Annotated in this window: 13 protein-coding genes; 5 read left to right on the top strand and 8 right to left on the bottom strand. The window is 64.3% G+C overall.

All coding sequences use genetic code 11. The features are described 5' to 3' along the window. Positions 1 to 60: 60 nt before the first annotated feature. From CFR78_RS04830 to CFR78_RS04810, 5 genes are read right to left on the bottom strand one after another with little or no spacing between them, the layout of a single operon-like run. Positions 61 to 1,038: an ABC transporter ATP-binding protein gene (locus CFR78_RS04830; RefSeq protein ID WP_034927925.1), complete on the bottom strand. Its 978-nt coding sequence runs from the start codon at positions 1,036 to 1,038 to the stop codon at positions 61 to 63. Further along, entirely contained in the window at positions 1,035 to 2,057 is a 1,023-nt protein-coding gene (locus CFR78_RS04825) for an ABC transporter ATP-binding protein (protein ID WP_034927840.1), read from the bottom strand. The genes CFR78_RS04830 and CFR78_RS04825 overlap by 4 nt, the downstream gene beginning before the upstream one ends. Then, positions 2,047 to 3,021, bottom strand: coding sequence for an ABC transporter permease (locus CFR78_RS04820; RefSeq protein ID WP_181417486.1), 975 nt, complete (start codon positions 3,019 to 3,021; stop codon positions 2,047 to 2,049). The genes CFR78_RS04825 and CFR78_RS04820 overlap by 11 nt, the downstream gene beginning before the upstream one ends. After that, positions 3,018 to 4,022, bottom strand: coding sequence for an ABC transporter permease (locus tag CFR78_RS04815; protein ID WP_034927837.1), 1,005 nt, complete (start codon positions 4,020 to 4,022; stop codon positions 3,018 to 3,020). The genes CFR78_RS04820 and CFR78_RS04815 overlap by 4 nt, the downstream gene beginning before the upstream one ends. A 2-nt stretch (positions 4,023 to 4,024) precedes the next feature. Further along, a complete protein-coding gene (locus CFR78_RS04810; protein WP_034927919.1) occupies positions 4,025 to 5,725 on the bottom strand; it encodes a glycoside hydrolase family 32 protein in 1,701 nt (566 codons plus the stop codon). A 427-nt stretch (positions 5,726 to 6,152) separates the two neighbouring features. Here CFR78_RS04810 and CFR78_RS04805 point away from each other — a divergent pair, with 427 nt between their 5' ends. From CFR78_RS04805 to CFR78_RS04795, 3 genes are read left to right on the top strand one after another with little or no spacing between them, the layout of a single operon-like run. Beyond that, on the top strand, positions 6,153 to 9,344 hold the full coding sequence (locus CFR78_RS04805; protein WP_034927834.1) for an efflux RND transporter permease subunit: 3,192 nt from the start codon (positions 6,153 to 6,155) through the stop codon (positions 9,342 to 9,344). Beyond that, positions 9,344 to 10,531 (top strand): efflux RND transporter periplasmic adaptor subunit, encoded by a 1,188-nt coding sequence (locus CFR78_RS04800; protein ID WP_007398263.1) that lies wholly within the window; start codon positions 9,344 to 9,346, stop codon positions 10,529 to 10,531. The genes CFR78_RS04805 and CFR78_RS04800 overlap by 1 nt, the downstream gene beginning before the upstream one ends. Then, a complete protein-coding gene (locus CFR78_RS04795) occupies positions 10,528 to 12,114 on the top strand; it encodes an efflux transporter outer membrane subunit (RefSeq protein WP_034927830.1) in 1,587 nt (528 codons plus the stop codon). The genes CFR78_RS04800 and CFR78_RS04795 overlap by 4 nt, the downstream gene beginning before the upstream one ends. Before the next feature lie 96 nt (positions 12,115 to 12,210). Here CFR78_RS04795 and CFR78_RS04790 read toward each other — a convergent pair whose 3' ends face one another. From CFR78_RS04790 to CFR78_RS04780, 3 genes are all read right to left on the bottom strand, one after another. Next, positions 12,211 to 13,323 carry an anhydro-N-acetylmuramic acid kinase gene (locus CFR78_RS04790; protein ID WP_084149598.1) on the bottom strand — a complete coding sequence of 371 codons (1,113 nt, stop codon included), beginning with the start codon at positions 13,321 to 13,323 and terminating at the stop codon, positions 12,211 to 12,213. Positions 13,324 to 13,331: 8 nt separating this feature from the next. After that, entirely contained in the window at positions 13,332 to 14,258 is a 927-nt protein-coding gene (locus tag CFR78_RS04785; protein WP_110581004.1) for an N-acetylmuramic acid 6-phosphate etherase, read from the bottom strand. A 164-nt stretch (positions 14,259 to 14,422) separates the two neighbouring features. Continuing rightward, positions 14,423 to 15,610, bottom strand: a complete 1,188-nt coding sequence (locus CFR78_RS04780) for a serine hydrolase domain-containing protein (RefSeq protein ID WP_034927824.1) — start codon at positions 15,608 to 15,610, stop codon at positions 14,423 to 14,425. A 287-nt stretch (positions 15,611 to 15,897) separates the two neighbouring features. Here CFR78_RS04780 and CFR78_RS04775 point away from each other — a divergent pair, with 287 nt between their 5' ends. Both CFR78_RS04775 and CFR78_RS04770 read left to right on the top strand, forming a co-directional pair. Beyond that, on the top strand, positions 15,898 to 17,358 hold the full coding sequence (locus tag CFR78_RS04775; protein WP_110581027.1) for a sodium:solute symporter: 1,461 nt from the start codon (positions 15,898 to 15,900) through the stop codon (positions 17,356 to 17,358). A gap of 185 nt (positions 17,359 to 17,543) precedes the next feature. Continuing rightward, positions 17,544 to 19,064, top strand: a complete 1,521-nt coding sequence (locus tag CFR78_RS04770) for a discoidin domain-containing protein (protein WP_320546220.1) — start codon at positions 17,544 to 17,546, stop codon at positions 19,062 to 19,064. The last annotated feature ends 10 nt before the right edge of the window (positions 19,065 to 19,074 follow it).

The following is a 19,074-nucleotide window of genomic DNA, read 5'->3' as shown; positions in this document are numbered from 1 at the left end:
CATACCTCTGGCCTTTAAGCCATGCCGGGCGCACAGGCGTGCTTCACCTTCACGCGGGGTTTACGGGCCGGGCGGAAGGGGGAAGTGGCAGGCAACGGCATGGCCGGGGCGCAGGGTGTGCAGCGCCGGCTCTTCTTGCGCGCAGCGCGCCTGTGCCTGCGGGCAGCGCGCGTGGAAGCGGCAGCCCGTGCGCGGGGCGGTGGGGCTGGGGGCATCGCCCCGTAGCACTGGCGCGTGCGGGTGGCCCACCACCGCCCGCGGCACGGCGGCGGTCAGGGCGGTGGTATAGGGATGGGCGGGATGGTGCAGTACGCCGTCCGTCTCCCCCAGTTCCACAATCGCACCCAGATACATGACCGCCACCCGGCTGGAAATCTGCCGTACCACCGCCAGGTCATGGGCGATGAACACATAGGTCAGCCCCAGTTCGCGCCGCAGGTCGGCAAACAGGTTGACGATCTGAGCCTGCACCGACACATCCAGCGCCGAAACCGGCTCATCCGCCACCACCAGCCGGGGTGTAAGGGCCAGTGCGCGGGCAATGTTGATGCGCTGGCGCTGCCCGCCGGAGAATTCGTGCGGATACCGTTCCAGCGCCTGCACGGGCAGGCCGACCAGATCCATCAGTTCGGACAGCCGGGCGGCAATGACCGACGCCGGTCGCCTGCGGCCATCCGGGGCGGGGTGGACGCGCAACGGCTCGGCCAGCAGGTCGCCGATGCGGCGGCGGGGGTTGAGTGCGGCACTGGAATCCTGGAACACCATCTGCATGCGCGGCCGCAGCGCGCGCAGCCTGCGCTCGGGCAGGGTGGTAATGTCGCGGCCTTCAAACAGGATCTGCCCCGATGAGGGATCGGCCAGCCGCAGCATGCACCGCCCCAGCGTGGACTTGCCGCAGCCGGATTCCCCCACCAGCCCCAGCGTCTCGCCGGGAAGGACACGAAGGGAAAGCCCGTCCACCGCCCGCAGCACGCGCCCGCGCGGCAGGCGGTAGGTCTTGCGCAGGTCGCGCAGTTCCAGCAGCGGGGTGAGCGTCATGCGGTGCATTCCGTCATCGGCCCGCGTGGGGGCAGGGGCGTGCCTTCGGCGGGCAGGACACAGGCCGCCTGCTGGCCGGGGCCAATGGGCACCGGCGGCGGCGGGGCGGGCAGGCAGGTTTCATGCGCATGGCCGCAGCGCGGGGCGAAGGCGCAGCCGGCGGGGCGGTCGGCCGGCTGTGGCGGTATTCCGTCTATGGCGGGCAGGCGGTCGGGGCGCGGGCCGTATAGCGGTGGAATGGCATCCAGCAATGCGGCTGTGTAAGGGTGGCCGGGCCGGTCGAACACGGCTTCGGTCGGACCCGTTTCGGCCATGCGCCCGGAATAGAGCACGAGCGTGCGCGCGCAGGTCTGGGCCACCACCCCCATGTCATGCGTGATCAGCAGGATGGAGGCGCCATGCGTGCCGCGCAGCCTGCGCAGAAGCTCCAGTATCTGTGCCTGCACGGTCACGTCCAGCGCGGTTGTCGGCTCATCGGCGATCAGCAGCGCGGGACTGCAGGAAAGCGCCATGGCAATCATCGCGCGCTGGCGCAGCCCGCCCGAAAGCTGGTGGGGGTAGCGCTGCGCCATGTGGGCGGGGTCGGGCACGCCCATGTCGGCCAGCAGCTTGACGGTGCGGGCACGCGCGGCGTGGCGGGAGAGCTTTTCATGGGCGCGGATCTGTTCATCGATCTGCCAGCCTATGGTGTAGACGGGGGTGAAGGCCGTCATCGGGTCCTGGAAGATCATGGCGATGTCCCGCCCGCGCAGGCGGCGCAACTGCCGTTGCGGCATGCCCACCAGTTCGCGCCCCCGGAACAGGGCGGACCCCGTCACCCGCACGCCGGGGCTGTCGATCAGTCCCATCAGCGCCATGGCCGTGACCGACTTGCCCGAGCCGGATTCCCCCACCAGCCCCACGATCTCGCCCGCATGCAGGTCAAGGGAGACATGTTCCACAATCGGGACCATGCGGCCCCGCGCGGGAAAGCTGACGCACAGGTCACGCACGGCCAGAAGCGGCGGGTCAGCGGGCATCACGCACCCTCGGGTCCAGGAACAGGTAGACAACATCCACCACCGCATTGGCCAGCACCACGAAAATGGCGGAATACATGACCGTTGCCATGATCACCGGCAGGTCGAGCATGGTCAGGGCACGATAGGTCAGCCTGCCCACGCCGGGCAGGCCGAACACCACTTCGGTCAGCAGCGCGCCGCCACCGGCAAGCTGGGCAAAATCCAGCCCGAACAGCGAGACGAACGTGACCATGGACGTGCGCAGCCCGTGGCGCAGCAGCACGCGCATGGGTGAAAGCCCCTTGGCGCGCGCGGTGCGCATGAAGTCCTCGCCCGCCAGCGCCACCAGATCGTGGCGGAGCACGCGGCTGTAGATGCCAATGAACATGACCGCCAGTACCACCCATGGAATGACCAGCGCCCTGAACCACCCCAGCGGGTCCTGCGCAAAGGGCACGTAGCCCAGCCCCGGCACCCAGGAGAACAGCCATGTGTCATGATAGCGGCTCTGGGTTACAAGGTTGGCCACCTGTCCCAGCCAGAACACGGGTATGGAAATGCCCACCAGCCCCAGCATCATAAGCCCCCGGTCCACCCATGTATCCTTCATGGCCGCGGCCAGCGTGCCCATAAAGATGGAAACCGTGACCCATAGCACTGCCGCCCCGCACACAAGGGACGCGGTAACCGGGGCTGCCCGCATGATTTCGGGCACCACGGCCTGCCCCCGGTTGGTGTAGGAGGCAAGGTCACGGGTGATGAACAGCTTCTTCATCATGATGGCGTACTGTACCGGTAGCGGGCGGTCGAAGCCGTATTCGTGGCGCACTTTCTCCATCACCTGCGGGGCCGCGTTGCGCCCGGCAATGCGGGCGGTGGGGTCGGCACCGGGGGTGGCGAAAAACACGCCGAACACCAGGACGGACACGCCAAACAGCACCAGAACCGTCTGGCCCGTCCGGCGCAGCAGGGCGGCCATCATGATGCCCGCCGCCCGCTGTCGCGCACGTCCAGCGCGTCACGCAGCCCATCACCCAGTATGTTGAGTGCAAGCACCACGATCACGATGGCAAGCCCCGGGGCAATCGCCACCATGGGGCGGGTATAGATCAGGCCCTCTCCATCCTGGATGATGGTGCCCCATGAAGCCTGCGGTGCCTGCACCCCCAGCGAGAGGAAGGACAGGGCGCTTTCCGCCAGCAGCGCCAGCGCCATGACCAGCGGGCCAAGCATGACCAGCGTGGTGGCAAGGTTGGGCAGGATGTCGCGCAGCATGATCCGCCATACCGGCACGCCGAGCCCGCGGGCGGCAGTCACGAATTCCGCCTGCCGCAGCGCCAGCACCCGCCCGCGTATGGGGCGGGCGGCATAGGGCACGTAGACAAGGGCGATGATGAAGACCGGGATCAGCAGGCTGTCCGCATGCAGCACGAACGGTCCCAGCCGCACGCTCTGGCTGACCATGACGATGGAAAGCGAAATGGCGAAAAGATAGACCGGCACCGCCCACATGATATCCATGAGCCGGGAGAGGAGCGTATCCACCACCCCGCCCAGGAAACCGGCGGCAATGCCCGCCACGCCCGCCAGCAGCAGGCACAGTACCGCCGCCCCCGCCGCGATGAGCAGCGAGTTGCGCCCGCCATAAAGCAGCCGGGCCGCCACGTCACGGCCCTGGCTGTCAGCCCCCAGCAGGTAGGCCGCCCGCCATGTCGGCCCGATGGGACTCAGGCCAAGGTGCAGCGGATTGTCATTGGGCTGCATGATGTCCACTTCACGCCCGTCCAGCATGATGGTGCCCGCCACGTTGGAAGCGAACGGGTCGGTATGCGCCACGTCATGCGCGTAAAGCGGGGCGAGGAGGGAGGCCAGCGCCATCAGCGCCAGCACCCCCAGCGCCACCATGGCCGGAATGTTGCGCGCAAGGGCCCCTGCTGCCTGCCGCCATGGCCCGGGTGCTGTCCGATGGGGGGACGGGGGCATGGTCAGGGTGCCATCGTATCGCGCGGCATGGTCCTGCGCAGCGTGTGCAGGGTCAGGCTGCCGATCATGGCGCCCGCGCCATGGGCTTCCAGCCGCAGGAATTCAAGCGCGCTGGCGGGGAAGATCAGTGCGGTGCCCACCGTAAGGCCATCATTGGCAAAGATTTCCAGCGTGCAGGCGTCCAGCACGATGCGGATCTCGCAATGCCGGTCATCGGGGTCGAGCACGGTGGAAAACTGGCCGGTGAAGAATGGCTGGGCAAAGCCCGCAAGACCGCTGCGGTCCAGCCAGAGCTGGCCGGAAAACGCATCGAAACCGATGGTCAGCCTCTCGCCCCCCTCGTTACCGAAGGTGATGATGAAGCGCCCCGTGCGCCCCCCGTCACCCGGTGGCAGGCCATGGGGGCGTTCATCCACGGTCACACTCATGCACAGGTCCACCGCCTGGCCCGGTGGCAGGGCCACCTCGCGCTGCGCGCCCGCGGCAAGCCTGCCGGCGGGGAAGGGGATGGCCACGTCACGCAGGCTGTCCAGCCCGCGCGGGGTCTGGGCCAGCCGCAGCCTGCCGGCAAAATCGCGCTTCAGCACCATGGCGCGCGGCAGGGTCATGACGCCGCGCCAGCTCTGGGTGGGCAGTTCCTGCGCATACTGCCAGTTGCCCAGCCAGGCGATGGACACCGCCTCCGCCCCCGGCATGTTGCTGTAGACCTGCAGGGCATACGCGTCCTTGGCGAAGTCGGTCAGGCCGATCACGGTATCATCGGGAATGAAGCGCGTGCCGTCGAACTGGCCCACGAAATACTGCGTGATGCTGCCCCCCGACGGGCCGCCGGGATTGACCGAGACGAACAGCACCCAGCGCGTGCCCCCGCCCGCGACCGGCATTTCGATCAGGTTGGGGCATTCATAATCCACCCCGAACAGGCCGGATGGGCCAAAATCGCTCAGGTGCACCCAGTGCACCAGGTCGATGGAGGCATGGAACGCAATCTGGTGCAGCCGTGACTTCGCCACCACCATGATCCACCGCCCGCTCGGGCCGTGAAAGCACACCTGCGGGTCACGGAAGGAATTGCTGCCGATATCAAGTACCGGGTTACGGGCATATTCGCGGAAGGTCTGGCCGTTATCGGCGCTGGTGGCCAGGTACTGTGCCTGGGCATGCGGGCCTGCGCGGGTATAAAGTGCGACCATGCCACCCTGTCCGGTCCCGAACAGGCCCGTCGTGTTGTGGAAATCCATTACCGCGCAGCCGGTATAGGCCTCGCCCGCTTCGGTTTCACCAAGTGCCATGGGCTGGTCGGTCCAGTGCAGCAGGTCGGGGCTGGTGGCATGCCCCCAGTGCACATGGCCCGCATAGGGGGCGAAAGGATTGTACTGATAATACAGGTGGTAGCGCGTGCCATCAAAGACCAGCCCGTTGGGGTCGTTCATGAAGCCGGTGACGGGGGTGAAATGGATCATGGGCCGGAAGGACCGGTCGGCCCGCGTTTTCATTACGGGACGGGACACACCCCCCGGCTGGCCAGGCGGGAAGGGATGTGACGTATCTGGTTCCGCCGTGCCGGCCCGGCGGGCTGCCTGCGGTGACAGCGGGGGGGCGGGCGTGGACGGGCGCGCGCCGTCATCCGCGCCTGCGTGCCCGGGGGTAGCAGGGGGAAGTGTGGCGCGATGGCTGAAGCGGGGGCTGGATACGTCCGTCATGGTGCCCAGACTATACCGATGCACAGGCGCGACCAAATGGTTTTGCCCCGGCTGCCCGGTGCGGGGCATGGGCTGGAGGGAAAGGTTTCATTAAAAACAGATTCATTAATATAAAGTAATTATAAATAATAAGTACATTAATGAAGCTTATTTTAAATATTAATCATACATACTTTGTAAAAAACATGTATCTGTCATTCCAGGCAGGTGCCGCGTGAATCCACGCCGGCCCGCCCTGTACCGACCCTGCCGGAGTGCGCTGTCATGTCTTGCCCCATCAGTACGGAGCCTGTGCCATAAGGCCCATGGCCAGCCCCGCTGGCCGCCCCGCGCCAACAGATACAATAAAAAACCGCGTGCATGCTTACTGCTGGCCCCATGGCCATGGCAGGCGGTGGTTTTTACAATACAGGGAATTGTCCCATCCATGAATGCCATCGTAGTCACCGCACTGCGTCGGCCCTATACCTTTGTGGTGCTGTCGATCCTGATCGTGGTCTTTGGCATCATGGCGGTATTGCGAACGCCGACGGACGTGTTCCCCAATATCAAGATACCGGTCGTGTCCGTTGTCTGGACCTATGGCGGCATGCTGCCCGAGGAATTCGCGGGCCGTATCATCTATAATTACGAACTGATGGTCACCTCTACAGTAGAGGGGATCGAACATATGGAAAGCAGTTCGTATTACGGGCGCGGCATCGTCAACATATACTTCCAGCCCGGCACCGATATCGGCAAGGCGGAAGCCGAGGTCACCGCCATATCGCAGACGGTGATCAAGCAGCTGCCCGAAAACATTCCATCGCCCATGGTCATGAGCCTTGATGCCTCATCCGTGCCGGTGCTTACCCTTCAGGTCACGTCCGACAAGCAGACGCCATCGGACCTGTTCAAGCTGGCGATGATCCGCGTGCGCCCGCTGCTGGTCACCGTGCCGGGGGCCGTGGTGCCGCAGGCCTATGGCGGCATGGACAGTTTTGTCATGGTCGCACTCAACCAGCAGCAGCTTCAGGCGCATCACCTCTCCGCCATGGATGTGCAGAACGCCCTGCGCGGGCAGAACATCGTGCTGCCGGCGGGGGACCAGAAAATCTCGGCCACCGACTGGATGGTCCAGACCAACGCTACGCCACGTTCAATGAAGGAACTGGGCGATATCCCGGTCAAGCGCGTGGGCAACGCCGTGATCTATGTGCACGACGTGGCGGAAGTCTATCGTGGCGGCCATCCGCAGACCAACCTTGTGCTGGTCAAGGGCAAGCAGGGGGTCGAGATCGTTGTCATGAAAAGCGGCGATGCCTCGACGCTGGATGTGGTGGCGGGGGCCAAGGCGCTGCTGCCGCGCATACAGAAACTGCTGCCGCCGGATGTAAAGGTCAGCATCCTGGGGGATGCCTCGGTCTTCGTGAAGGATTCCATTTTCGACGTCGTGCGTGAAATGCTGACGGCCGCCTTCCTGACCGGCATGGTGGTGCTGCTGTTCCTGGGGTCGTGGCGGCCCACGCTCATCATCGCCACCTCCATCCCGCTGGCCATATTGTGCGCCATCATCGGGCTGAACTGGGCGGGGCAGACCATCAATGTCATGACGCTGGGCGGGCTTGCGCTGGCGGTGGGCATTCTGGTCGATGACGCCACGGTGATGATCGAGAACATCGATGCCCATCTGGAAATGGGCAAGGCGCTGGAACCCGCCATCATCGACGCGGCCAACCAGATCGTCATTCCCACCTTTGTCGCCACCACCTGCATCTGCATTGTCTGGCTGCCGCTGTTTGGCCTGAGCGGTGTTGCGGGCTGGCTGTTCATGCCCATGGCGGAAGCCATCATCTTTGCCATGATCGCCTCCTTCATCCTGTCACGCACGCTGGTGCCGACCATGGCCAAGTTCCTGCTGGCCGGCCACAGCGTGGCGGGGCATGGGGATTCCCATCATTGCGAGCCACAGGTCCATAACCTGCAGTATCCAAGGCGCCTGCCCGAGCGTTTCCAGCAGGCGTTCGAACGCGGGTTCAACAATTTCCGTGAAGCCTATGGCGGTGTGCTGAAACGCGCGATTGCCGGGCGCAGGCGGTTCGTGGGCATCTTTCTTGGCGTGTCCGTGTGCTCGCTGGGGCTGTACCTGGTTGCGGGGCGGGATTTCTTCCCCGAAACCAAGTCCGGCACCATCCAGATGCACATGCGCGCGCCCCTTGGCACCCGCATCGAGGTGGCGGGACGCGAAGCCTCGCTGGTGGAGGACCGGATCAACGAACTGTTCCCCGGCAAGGTGGACACCATGATCGAAAACTGCGGCCTGCCCGAAGGGGCGCATAACCAGGCCTTCATTCCAACGCCCACCATCGGCACGCAGGACTGTGACATCACCATCGCACTCAAGGACGAGGAAACGCCGGTATGGGATGACCGCGCCATCCTGCGCCGTGATCTTTCCGCACGTTTTCCCGGCACGGTCTTCACCTTCCAGCCGGCCGACCTGACGGCAAAGATCCTGAACTTCGGCTCCCCGGCCCCCATCGACATCCAGATTTCGGGGCCGGACCTGCGCGATAATTACGATTATGCCCGCCTGCTGGTGAACCGCCTGCGCGCCGTGCCCGGTACGGCCGATGTGGTGATCCAGCAGACCATGAAGACACCGACGCTGTTCGTGCAGGGCAACCGCACCTTTGGCCAGGCCACCGGCATGACGGAAGCGGACCTTGCCAATAACGAACTCATGACCCTGTCAGGCAGCCAGACGGTGGACCCGCAATACTGGCTGGACCCGGCCACGGGCATCACCTTCCCGCTGAATGTTTATGTTTCACAGGACCAGCTGACGCATTTCAACAACCTCATGACCATTCCGGTGGACAAGGGGGATGGTGACCCGCAGGGGCGGCACATGCAGCTGCTGGGTGGCATCAGCAACGTCAGCGCCACCGGCACGCCGGGGCAGGTCTCCCACTTTAACTCCATGCCGGAGGTGGACATCTATGTCTCGGCCGAGGGCGCGGATCTGGGGCAGGTCACGACCGGGGTGCAGCATGTTCTGGACCAGACGCGCGGCAGGGTGCCCACAACCGCCGCCGTGGTCATGCGCGGCCAGACCGAGACCATGCGCCACGCCTATATCGAACTGGTGTTCGGGCTGGTGGTGTCGGTCATGCTGATCTACCTGCTGATCGTGGTGAACTTCCAGTCATGGCTGGACCCGTTCATCATCATTACCGCACTGCCCGGTGCATTGGCCGGGATCGCATGGGCGCTGTTCCTGACCCATACCCGGCTGTCGGTCCCGGCGCTGACGGGGGCCATCATGTGCATGGGCACGGCCACCGCCAATTCCATCCTTGTCGTCTCGTTCGCCCGTGAACGGATCGAGGAACATGGTGACGCGCTGCGTGCAGCGCTTGAGGCAGGCTACGGCCGCATCCGCCCGGTGCTGATGACCGCACTCGCCATGGTCATCGGCATGGTGCCCATGGCCATGAGCAATTCCCAGAACGCGCCGCTGGGCCGCGCCGTGATTGGCGGGCTGCTGGTGGCCACCGTGTCCACGCTCCTGTTCGTACCCTGCGTCTATGCAATCCTGCACAACCGCCCGTCCCGCAGCCGGGAGGAAATGAACTGATGTCCACCCTGAATACCCGAAAGATCATGATGCTGGCCGGGGCCGTGGTGCTTGTGGGCTGGTGCGGCACCCTGGTGGTGGGGCGCATCCACCATGCGGGGGCCCTGCGGCGCACGGCGCAGGCGGCCAGCGTGCCGGACGTGATGGTGATTTCACCGCGCAGCGAAGCCCGTCATGTCAGCCTTGACCTGCCCGGCACGGTGGAAGCCTGGTACCAGGCCCCCATCTACCCGCAGGCGTCGGGCTATGTGCGGATGTGGTACAAGGATTACGGTGCCCGCGTTGCGGCAGGCGACGTGCTGGCCGAGATCAACACCCCCGGCCTTGATGCCCAGTTCGCGCAGGCGCAGGCGGACCTGCAGTCCTCGCAGGCAAAATATGACCTGGCCGTCGTCACCGCCCAGCGCTGGCGGCTGATGGGCAAGTCACAGGCGGTGTCCGGCCAGTCGGTTTCCGTGCAGGACGCGAACGAGAAATCCGCCGCCGCCGACCTGGAGGCCGCGCGCCACAACCTGGACCGCTATGCCGCCCTTGAGCGCTTCAAGGTCATCGTCGCCCCCTTTGATGGCGTGGTGACCGAGCGTGACATCAATGTGGGCGATTACGTGCATGAAGGCGGCGGCAACCTGAATGCGTCGGGTGCGGCCAGCGAACTGTTCAGCGTGGCGGATACGCACCAGATGCGGCTGTTCGTCTCCATTCCTGAAAACATGTCCTACATCCTCCAGCCCGGCCTGCATGCCAGCGTGCAGGTGCCGCAGTTCCCCGATCGCCGGTTCGAGGCCAGGTTCCTGACCGTATCAGGCGGCTATGACCCGGATACGCGCACCAGTGTGAGCGAGTTCGTGATTGACAATACCGACCACGCCCTGTGGCCCGGAACCTTCGCCGCCGTCACCCTGACAGCACCCGAACAGGCCGCCCACCAGACCATTCCCACCGGCGCACTGGTGTTTCAGGAGCATGGCATGCAGGTGGCGGTGGTGGACGGGCAGGGGATCGCGCATTTCCACGATATTACCGTGGGCCGCATGGGCGATGGCGCGACGCAGGTCCTCTCCGGCGTGTCGGCCAATGACCGGATCATCGACAACCCGCCCGCCGACCTGCTGGAAGGCGAGAAGGTGCATGTGGTCCAGCCAGCCACCGGCTACAGCAACGATACAGACGAAAAGGACGATGAATGATGGCCAACCGCATTCGCCGTTCCGTATGCAGGGGCGGGGCTTCGGCGCTGGCGCTGGTATCACTTGCGGGGTGTGACCTGGCCCCCGCCTACCATGCGCCGCGTTACGTCATTCCCGCCACATGGCAGGGGCAGGCGCCCTTTGCCGTGGCGCAGCCGATGGATGACCGCATTCCCGCCAACTGGTGGACCGGCTTTGCCGACCCGAGGCTGGATGAACTGGAAACACTGGCCGCCGACCATAACGGTGACCTGCAGGCCGCCAGCGAGCGCTTTTTGCAGGCGCGCGCGATTGTCAGTGAAGCGCGTGCCGACCTGCTGCCCCATTTCGGGCTGGCCTTTGGCGGCAGCAACAACAAAAGCTCGGCCGAGCGGCTGTTCCGCTACAAGGGGCCGATTACGGATTCAGATGAATTCTATGGCGGCATGGCCTCGTGGGAGCCGGATTTCTGGTCCTCCATCCGCAATCGCGTGAGGTTGCAGAAGGATTATGCACAGGAAGCGGCGGCGCAATACGCGTCCGCCCGGCTCAGCCTGCAGGCGGAACTGGCCAGTGATTACTTCACCCTGCGCGGGCTGGACGCGCAGGCGGCCATCTATACCCAGTCCATCGGCTATTATGAGGAATCCCTGCGCGTGACCCGCACCCGGCTGGTGGACCAGGCGGCATCACAGCTGGATGTGGCACGCGCGCAGAACCAGCTTTACACCACCCAGGCCCGCCTGCTGGACATCCAGGCCCAGCGCGAGGTGATGGAACATGCCATTGCGGTTCTGGTCAATGTCGCACCATCCGCCTTCCATATCCCGGCGGATGCGCACCTGAATGCAACGCGGTTCACCCTGTCCGCCGGTGTGCCGTCGGACCTGCTGCAGCGCAGGCCCGACATTGCCGTGGCCGAACGCCAGATGGCGCAGGCCAACCGGGCCATTGGCATAGCGCGGGCCGCGTTCTACCCGCACGTCTCGTTCCAGATGAATGGCGGGTTTGATGACAATGGCTTCAACCTGGCCAACCTTGCCAACTCCATGTGGTCCTATGGTGCCACCGTGACCATGCCGGTGTTTGAAGGCGGCCTGCGCCGCGCGCAGTTGCAGCAGAGCTGGTCCGCCTACCGTGAAACCCGCGACCATTACCGCATGACCGTCCTGACCGCCTTCCGTGATGTGGAGGATGGCCTGTCGCGCACAAGGCGGCTGGATGGTGAAAACGACCGCCTGCACGCGGCCGTAGGCGCTGCCAGCCAGACACAGGACATTACCATGAACCTGTACAAGGGGGGGCTTGCCACCTATCTGGATGTGCTGATTGCCCAGGTCAGCACGCTGGATGCCCGCATCCAGCAGGTCGAGGTCCAGACACGCTACCTGCAGGCCCGCGTCGGGCTGATCCGCGCGTGTGGCGGCGGGTGGGACATGGCGCGGCTTCCCGCGCCGGACAAACTGTTCTCGGTCGATCCGCTCCAGTATTCCGGCCTGCATAACGCGCGCCCGGCGGGCGACGTGCCGGCCCCGCACAGCCATGGGCCGGATGCGGATGATGACCTGACCGGGCCTGTGCTTTCACCAACCCTGCGCCCGTGACGCGTGGATCATCGTTAAAGGTTTCCGGGTGCCGCTTTTTTTGCAAAGGCGGCATTCCCTGAAGCTTTCTGGAACAAGCCTGACCAGGAAAATCCGCTATTTTCCCATCACTGTGCTGATCCATGACGGAACGGACAGTCCCGCACAGGTCAGGCGGCCGCCGGACAGGTTTTCCGGCCCGCCTGTAATCGTGGGGGCGGAAAGCGGCAGGCCGCGCAGGCTGCGGGCGGCCAGGAAGCCGAAACACTGCGCCTCCAGCGCATCTCCGTTCCAGCCCAGTTCGTCCACCGTCCCGACCGGGGTGCCCAGTGCGGCGCGCAGTCCCTGCATCAGGACGGGGTTGTGCCGTCCCCCGCCACATACATACCAGCGCGTGGGCCGGACAGGCAGCGGCGTGCGGCGGATGGCCTCGATGGTAAAGGCGGCCAGCGTGGCCGCGCCATCGGCGGGGCTACAGGTGGAAACAAGCCCGAGGGCCGCGGCAAATGTCTGGCGGTCCAGCGACTTGGGGGCAGGGCGGGCAAAATAGGGATCAGCCAGCAGCTGCGCCATCATGGCCCGGTTGACCGTGCCCGCGCGGGCCAGCCTGCCATCCACGTCACATGCCGTGCCGGTGTGGCGGAAGGCCCAGTCATCCAGCAGGGCATTGCCCGGCCCGGTGTCACAGGCATGGATGCTTCCGTCGGCGTCAACAAGCGTTACATTGGCAACCCCGCCAATGTTCAGCACCGCCACCGGTCCCGGCATGTCGTGCAGCAGGGCGGCGTGGAACCAGGGTACCAGCGGTGCCCCCTCGCCACCGGCGGCGACATCCGCGCTGCGGAAGTCGTGCACCACCGCCAGCCCCGTTGCGCGTGAAAGCAGGGCCGCATCGCCAGTCTGCCATGTCAGCCGGCGCTGTGGCGCATGCAGGATGGTCTGGCCATGGAAACCGATCAGGTCGATATCGGGCACAAGCGCGCGTACCTGCCGCACCGCATCGATATGGTGGCGGGTGATCTCATGCTCCACGGCCTTCAGTTCGGGGTCATCGGGGTGAAGGGTCGGGGCACGGTCGAGGATTTTGCGCGCACGCTGGCGCAGTGCCGCCCCATAGGGCAGGCTGAGCGCGGGGCCAAAGGCGGCAATCCGTTCGCCATCGGTGCGGACAATGGCGGCATCCACACCGTCAAGCGATGTACCGCTCATAAGGCCGATGGCCGTGAGCATGGGGTGTGTCATGCCCCGCTGGCAGGCGGCATGGCAAGCCCCGGGATCGTGCGCAGATTGCCGCCATGGGCGTCAAGCAGGGCTTCAACCTGTGCGGCGGGAATGCCCGAACAGATCATCACCGCGCGTTTGACATTGAACCCTGTGGTCTCCAGCGCGGCCAGTGCCTGCCGTTCGCTACAGCCCGCAAGGCTGCGGACCATCCGGCACGCGCGCTGGCGCAGCTTGGCATTGACCACGCGCATGTCCACCATCTGCCCGCGATAGGCATGGCCCATGCGGATCATGAGGGTTGTGGACATCAGGTTCAGCGTCGCTTTCTGTGCCGTGCCCGCCTTGAGCCGGGTGGAACCGGAAATGACTTCCGGCCCCGTCACCACGGCAACACCCAGTTCGGCTTCGCGCAGCAGCCTGCCGTCACGATTGCACGCGATGCCTATGGTCAGGCTGCCCGCCGCGCGTGCCGCCGCAACCGCCGCACAGGTATAGGGGGTTGAACCGCTGGCGGCGATGCTCAGCACCACGTCATCCGGGCCGGGCTGATGGGCCAGTATGTCCGCGCGGGCCACGTCCTCACGGTCCTCGGCACCTTCGGCGGCCTGGTACACGGCGTCCTGCCCGCCGGCCAGCAGCAGCACCAGACGTTCCGGCGCCCAGCCGAAGGTGGGCAGCAGTTCCACCCCGTCCTGCATGCCGATCCGCCCCGATGTGCCAGCCCCCACATAAAACAGCCGCCCCCCCGCCAGCAGGCGTGGCAGGGCGCGTTCAACACAGCGCTCCAGTTCCGGTATCGCGGCACGGACGGCGGCGATGGCGCTCATCTGGGATTCCACCAGTGCATCCAGAACGGCTGCCGTGGGCCAGATATCCACATCCGCGTAACGGGGGTCCTGTCGTTCCGTGGCGATGGATGGGGGGCTGCCGTTCGGGGTCATGTCTCAATCAACTTGCTGGAATGAATGGAAAAATGGCCTGAAGGCTGTCTGACAGCCCTGCCGGGAAACGTCCTGTAATCATGAAGGGGGGACTGGTGAAGCTTTTTTTGGACAGGCTTCTGGAACCTTTCACTGTTATAATCAGCGGGTTTTCAGGCAGTCCCTTATCCCCCTGCCGGGCCCAGCAGGGCCAGGGCGGCGGCGGTCGCGACGTCATGGCGCAGGCGCACGACATTGCCATGCCCGTCCGGGTGCAGGCGGCTAGTCAGGATCAGCACATAGCTGTCACTGCCGGGGTCCAGCCAGAGCGACGTGCCGGTAAAGCCGGTATGGCCAAAGGAGCCGACGGGAAACCTGTCCCCCCGGGGGGAGGAGTAATGCGTGGCAATATCCCACCCCAGCCCCCGCAGGTCCGCCCCGCCCCGTGGCTGCTGCGCGGTGGTCATGAGCATCAGGGTACGGGCCTGCAGGGGATAGGTGGATGGCCTGCCCGCGCGGCGGTCCAGCAGCGCCTGTGCATAGACACACATGTCCTGCGCGGTGGAAAACAGTCCCGCGTGCCCGGCAACCCCGCCCATGCGCCGGGCGGAGGGGTCATGCACCTGCCCGCGCAGCATGTGGCCGTTCTCATCGGGCTGGGTGGGGGCGATGCGTGCGGACCATTCATCCGGCGGCAGGAAGCCGGACTGCCGCATGCCCAGCGGGGTCAGGATGAAGCGCCGGGCATAGGCATCCAGCGTCAGGCCGGACAGTTTTTCCACCAGGAAACCCAGCGTGATGAAATTGATGTCGCTGTAGATGAATCCGCTGCCCGGTGGCTGCGTGGGCGCGGTTTCCATGGTCAGGCGGAAGGCGGTGTTACGCCCCTGCCACGCATGGGCCAGGTCCAGATCCGGCGGCAGGCCGGAATAATGGGTCAGCAGGTGCCGGATCGTAATGCCGGCCTTACCGGCGGCGGCAAACTGCGGCAGGTAGCGCGCGACGGGATCGTCCAGCCCGAACAGGCCGCGTTCCCACAGCTGCATGACGGCAGGGGCGGTAATGGTGGGCTTGGTCAGCGAGGCCATGTCAAACATCGTGTCCCATGTCATGGCCTGGGCTGTGGGGGTGACGGCGCGCCTGCCATAGACGGCCCGGTGTACCACCTGCCGGTCATGGCCGATGGCACAGACCACACCGGGGGCCTCGCCCCGTGTCACGGCCTGCCGCAGCCTGCGGTCCACCGCGCGCATGTCCGGGGCGGGGGCGTGGTGGCCGTGTGCATGGGGGGCACAGGCGGCCAGTGTGGCGGCCCCCGTCAGCATCAGCACATGGCGGCGTCTCAGCCGGGTGGCGGCGGGGAAAACATGCATGGTGCCATGGGTCCGTTATAAAGACGGCATGCCGGATGCCCGATGCACCAGCCATACCGTTATCGGCCTGCAATGACAACGCTGCGCCCCGGCGCCATGGGGCACGGGTGTGGTCGCGGCAGGGGAACGGTCGAAAAAAATCGTTTTCACCTGCCGTGAAAAACCGGGCGGCAGGGCCCGTCACGCACGGGCATGGGGGCAGGCCGCTGCGGTCGTGCGTCTTTTCCGGTTTCCCCGTAACAGGGTTTGCGGTCATATGCTCCGGGTTTGTGGCTGATGGAACCGGTATGTCCGCTATCGATCTTTCGATTATCTGCCTGTACTGCCTGGCCCTGCCGGGTATCGCATATGCCCTGTCGGGGCGGCAGGATTCCGTTTCCGCCTATCTTGGGGGGCGGCATGACCTGCCATGGTGGGTCATCTGCCTGTCCCTTGTGGCGACCGAAACCTCGACCCTGACCATCATCAGCATACCCGGCATGGCCTATGGCAGCGGCATGGTGTTCGTGGGGCTGGCGGTGGGGTACGTCATTGGCCGGGCGCTGGTTGCGTGGCTGTTCCTGCCCCATTATTTCTCGGGGCATGTGGGCAGCGTGTACCAGTATCTGGGCCAGCGCTTCGGGGCGGGGATGGAGCGCACCGTGTCCCTGACGTTCCTGGTCATGCGCGTGCTGGCCGAAGGGATCAGGCTGTTCGCGGGCATGCTGCCGGTCGCGGCCATCCTGTCCGCCCTGCACTGGGTGGTGCCGCAATGGGGGATCATGCTGGTCATTGTCGGGCTGACGCTGCTCTATACCATGGCAGGCGGCCTGCGGGCGGTGGTATGGTCCGATGCGCTCCAGCTTGCGGTGTACGCGGCAGGGGCGCTGGCCTGTGTCGCGCTGCTGTACCATCAGGCCACGGACCAGCAGATTTACATGCTGCGTCATTCCAGCAGGTTCCATCTGTTCCACAGGTCCACCTTGTATTTTCTCGATCCCTACACGCCCTGTGCCGCCATGATTGGCGGGGCCATCATGTCCATGGCCTCGCACGGGACGGACCAGTTGCTGGTGCAGCGCGTGCTGGCGGCACGGACGCTGGGCGATGCCAGAAAGGCGCTGGTGGGCAGCGGCATCATGGTCGGCTGCCTGTTTGCCCTGCTGTCACTGGTGGGGATGCTGCTATGGGCGCGGAATGATGAAAGGCCGCTATCCGCGCTGGGCCTGAGCACATCGGATGCCCTGTTCCCCGATTTTATCGTCCATGACCTGCCGCCCGGCCTGGCGGGGCTGCTGGTGGCGGGGCTGCTGAGTGCGACGATGGGCTCGCTGTCCGCCACGCTCAACGCCATGGCCAGTGCCACGTTGCTGGATTTCGCCGCTCCCTGCCGGGTTGCCGCACGGTACCTGCGTGTCTCCCTGCTGGTTTTTGCCCGGCTGGTGACGGTGCTGTGGGCCGTGGTGCTTGTGGTGGCGGCCCTTGTTTTTGCCAACAGCCATGGCCCGGCGGTGGTGTTCGGGCTGTCGGTGGCGTCATGTTCGTATGGCGCCATGCTCGGGGCCTTTGTCCTTGCCCTGTTCAGCACGCGGATACGCGGGCGTGAGGTGCTGCCCGCGTTCCTCATCACGCTTGGCGTGGTCTGCGGGGCCATGCTGTTCTGGCGGCCCCATGGGCATGCCATCGCCTTTACATGGCTGGTGCCGCTGGGTGTCATCGTGATGTCCCTCTGCACCCTGCTGGCACGGCGCTTCGCGCCGGGTGGCTGAGCGGTCCTTTCCATATGCGGGGCGCACGTACGGGGGGCGCGGGGCATTTTCCCTGCGTGCCCGCCCGTGCCGTGCGGCCCTGCTGGCGCAGGTGTGAACGGGGCGTTGCAATAAGCGCGGCGGCGGTAAGATTTCCGTTAGTAAATTTGCGTAGGGTGCCCGCGTCCGGACACTGAAGCCGGACCATGAAGCGGATGGGGCGGACGTGTTTTCCACACCCTACACAATATATGGGAACTGTAATGCGCAAAGTATATGATTGCTTTTCTTTTTTTGATGAGCTTGATATACTTGATATCAGGTTGCGTGAATTAAATGATATTGTTGATTATTTTGTAATATGCGAATCGTCACTGACCTTCAATGGTGACCCGAAACCCAAGCTGTTCCTGGAAAATGCCGGGCGGTACAAACGCTACCAGGACCGGATCATCCATTTTTCCGTTGATTTTTTTCCCGCCGGTTCCGATCACTGGAGCCGCGATACCTACCAGAAGGAGCAGATCAGGAAAGCCATTGCCCATGTCCGGCCCGATGACCTGATCATCTTTTCCGATGTCGATGAAATACCACGCAGGGCTGCGCTGCAGAAGGCCCTGGAGTTTGATGGCGTCACCCAGTTTTCAATGAATATGTATCAGTATTATCTCAACATGGTATACCGCCATGACTGGGATGCGGCCTATGCGCTGCCTAAAAAATATCTTGATGCCCTGGATGTGGAAAAAAAGGGCGGGAACGACAGCCTGAGCGTGGCGCGCTACAACATGCCCGCAATCGCCCGGACTGCCGGCATCGCGCATAATGTCATCCATGATGCCGGGTGGCATTTCACCCATATGGGCGGGGTGGAGCGGTTACTGAAAAAGTTTTCGTCCTATGCCCATGCTCATGATTTCTGGCCCAATCTCATGAAGGATGAAAAACGCCTGCGGCAGCAGATCGATATCGGCATCCGGATCTGGTCCGCCGATGAACTGGCCCGCTATGTGCCCGTGGATGAAAGCTATCCCATATTTGTAAGGGAAAATATCGAGTATTTCAAAAACAGGGGCTACATAAAGGATATATATGAAGCCCATGCGGCATTGCAGGACCTGTTCATTGACCTGAAACGGGAATATGCCTTTTCCACGCTTGGCACGGAAAGGAAACTGTCCCGGCTTGGCTATCTCAACCCGCTGGAATATGTGGATTTCGCGCATCTGGATGCGGTCCGGCTGGATTATCTCGGGCTTGCGCGCCCGCAGGGCACCCTGGTCAGCGGCGGCAAGCGGGCCACCCAGAGTTCACGCTCCATCTGGTCCCATGGCGCGCAGCCTGAAGATGACGCCAGCCGGGCACTCGTGGGCCAACCCACCGGCCGGTTCAGCTTTCATACCGATGCCGAAATCGATCCATGGTGGCGGGTGGATCTGGAAGACATACACGAAATTGCGGAAATCCGTATTTTCAACAGGGTCATTCCCCATACGGAATTTCATGAATACGAGCGGCGGCTGGATAATGTGCAGATCAGTATCTCGGAAGATGACGTGAACTATACCTGCATCTATTTTCACAACCAGGAAGCGGCAATTGGCGGCATTGATGGCAGGCCCCTGATCTTCCATCCCAAAAAAGGGCTGGGCGCCAGATATGTCAAGATACACATCACTGGCGCGCAGATGCTGCATCTGGACAAGGTATACATATACCGGCGGTAGGGCATTGAGA

The organism is Komagataeibacter rhaeticus (assembly GCF_003207855.1).
GTDB classification, from domain to species: Bacteria; Pseudomonadota; Alphaproteobacteria; order Acetobacterales; family Acetobacteraceae; genus Komagataeibacter; species Komagataeibacter rhaeticus.
This window is presented reverse-complemented; position numbering and strand designations above follow the sequence as displayed.

Excerpts from the sequence above, each read along its gene's own strand:
- CFR78_RS04830 (WP_034927925.1), bottom strand. The coding sequence starts at position 1,038 with ATGACGCTCACCCCGCTGCTGGAACTGCGCGACCTGCGCAAGACCTAC.
- CFR78_RS04825 (WP_034927840.1), bottom strand. The coding sequence starts at position 2,057 with ATGCCCGCTGACCCGCCGCTTCTGGCCGTGCGTGACCTGTGCGTCAGC.
- CFR78_RS04820 (WP_181417486.1), bottom strand. The coding sequence starts at position 3,021 with ATGATGGCCGCCCTGCTGCGCCGGACGGGCCAGACGGTTCTGGTGCTG.
- CFR78_RS04815 (WP_034927837.1), bottom strand. The coding sequence starts at position 4,022 with ATGCCCCCGTCCCCCCATCGGACAGCACCCGGGCCATGGCGGCAGGCA.
- CFR78_RS04810 (WP_034927919.1), bottom strand. The coding sequence starts at position 5,725 with ATGACGGACGTATCCAGCCCCCGCTTCAGCCATCGCGCCACACTTCCC.
- CFR78_RS04805 (WP_034927834.1), top strand. The coding sequence starts at position 6,153 with ATGAATGCCATCGTAGTCACCGCACTGCGTCGGCCCTATACCTTTGTG.
- CFR78_RS04800 (WP_007398263.1), top strand. The coding sequence starts at position 9,344 with ATGTCCACCCTGAATACCCGAAAGATCATGATGCTGGCCGGGGCCGTG.
- CFR78_RS04795 (WP_034927830.1), top strand. The coding sequence starts at position 10,528 with ATGATGGCCAACCGCATTCGCCGTTCCGTATGCAGGGGCGGGGCTTCG.
- CFR78_RS04790 (WP_084149598.1), bottom strand. The coding sequence starts at position 13,323 with ATGCTCACGGCCATCGGCCTTATGAGCGGTACATCGCTTGACGGTGTG.
- CFR78_RS04785 (WP_110581004.1), bottom strand. The coding sequence starts at position 14,258 with ATGACCCCGAACGGCAGCCCCCCATCCATCGCCACGGAACGACAGGAC.
- CFR78_RS04780 (WP_034927824.1), bottom strand. The coding sequence starts at position 15,610 with ATGCATGTTTTCCCCGCCGCCACCCGGCTGAGACGCCGCCATGTGCTG.
- CFR78_RS04775 (WP_110581027.1), top strand. The coding sequence starts at position 15,898 with ATGTCCGCTATCGATCTTTCGATTATCTGCCTGTACTGCCTGGCCCTG.
- CFR78_RS04770 (WP_320546220.1), top strand. The coding sequence starts at position 17,544 with ATGAAGCGGATGGGGCGGACGTGTTTTCCACACCCTACACAATATATG.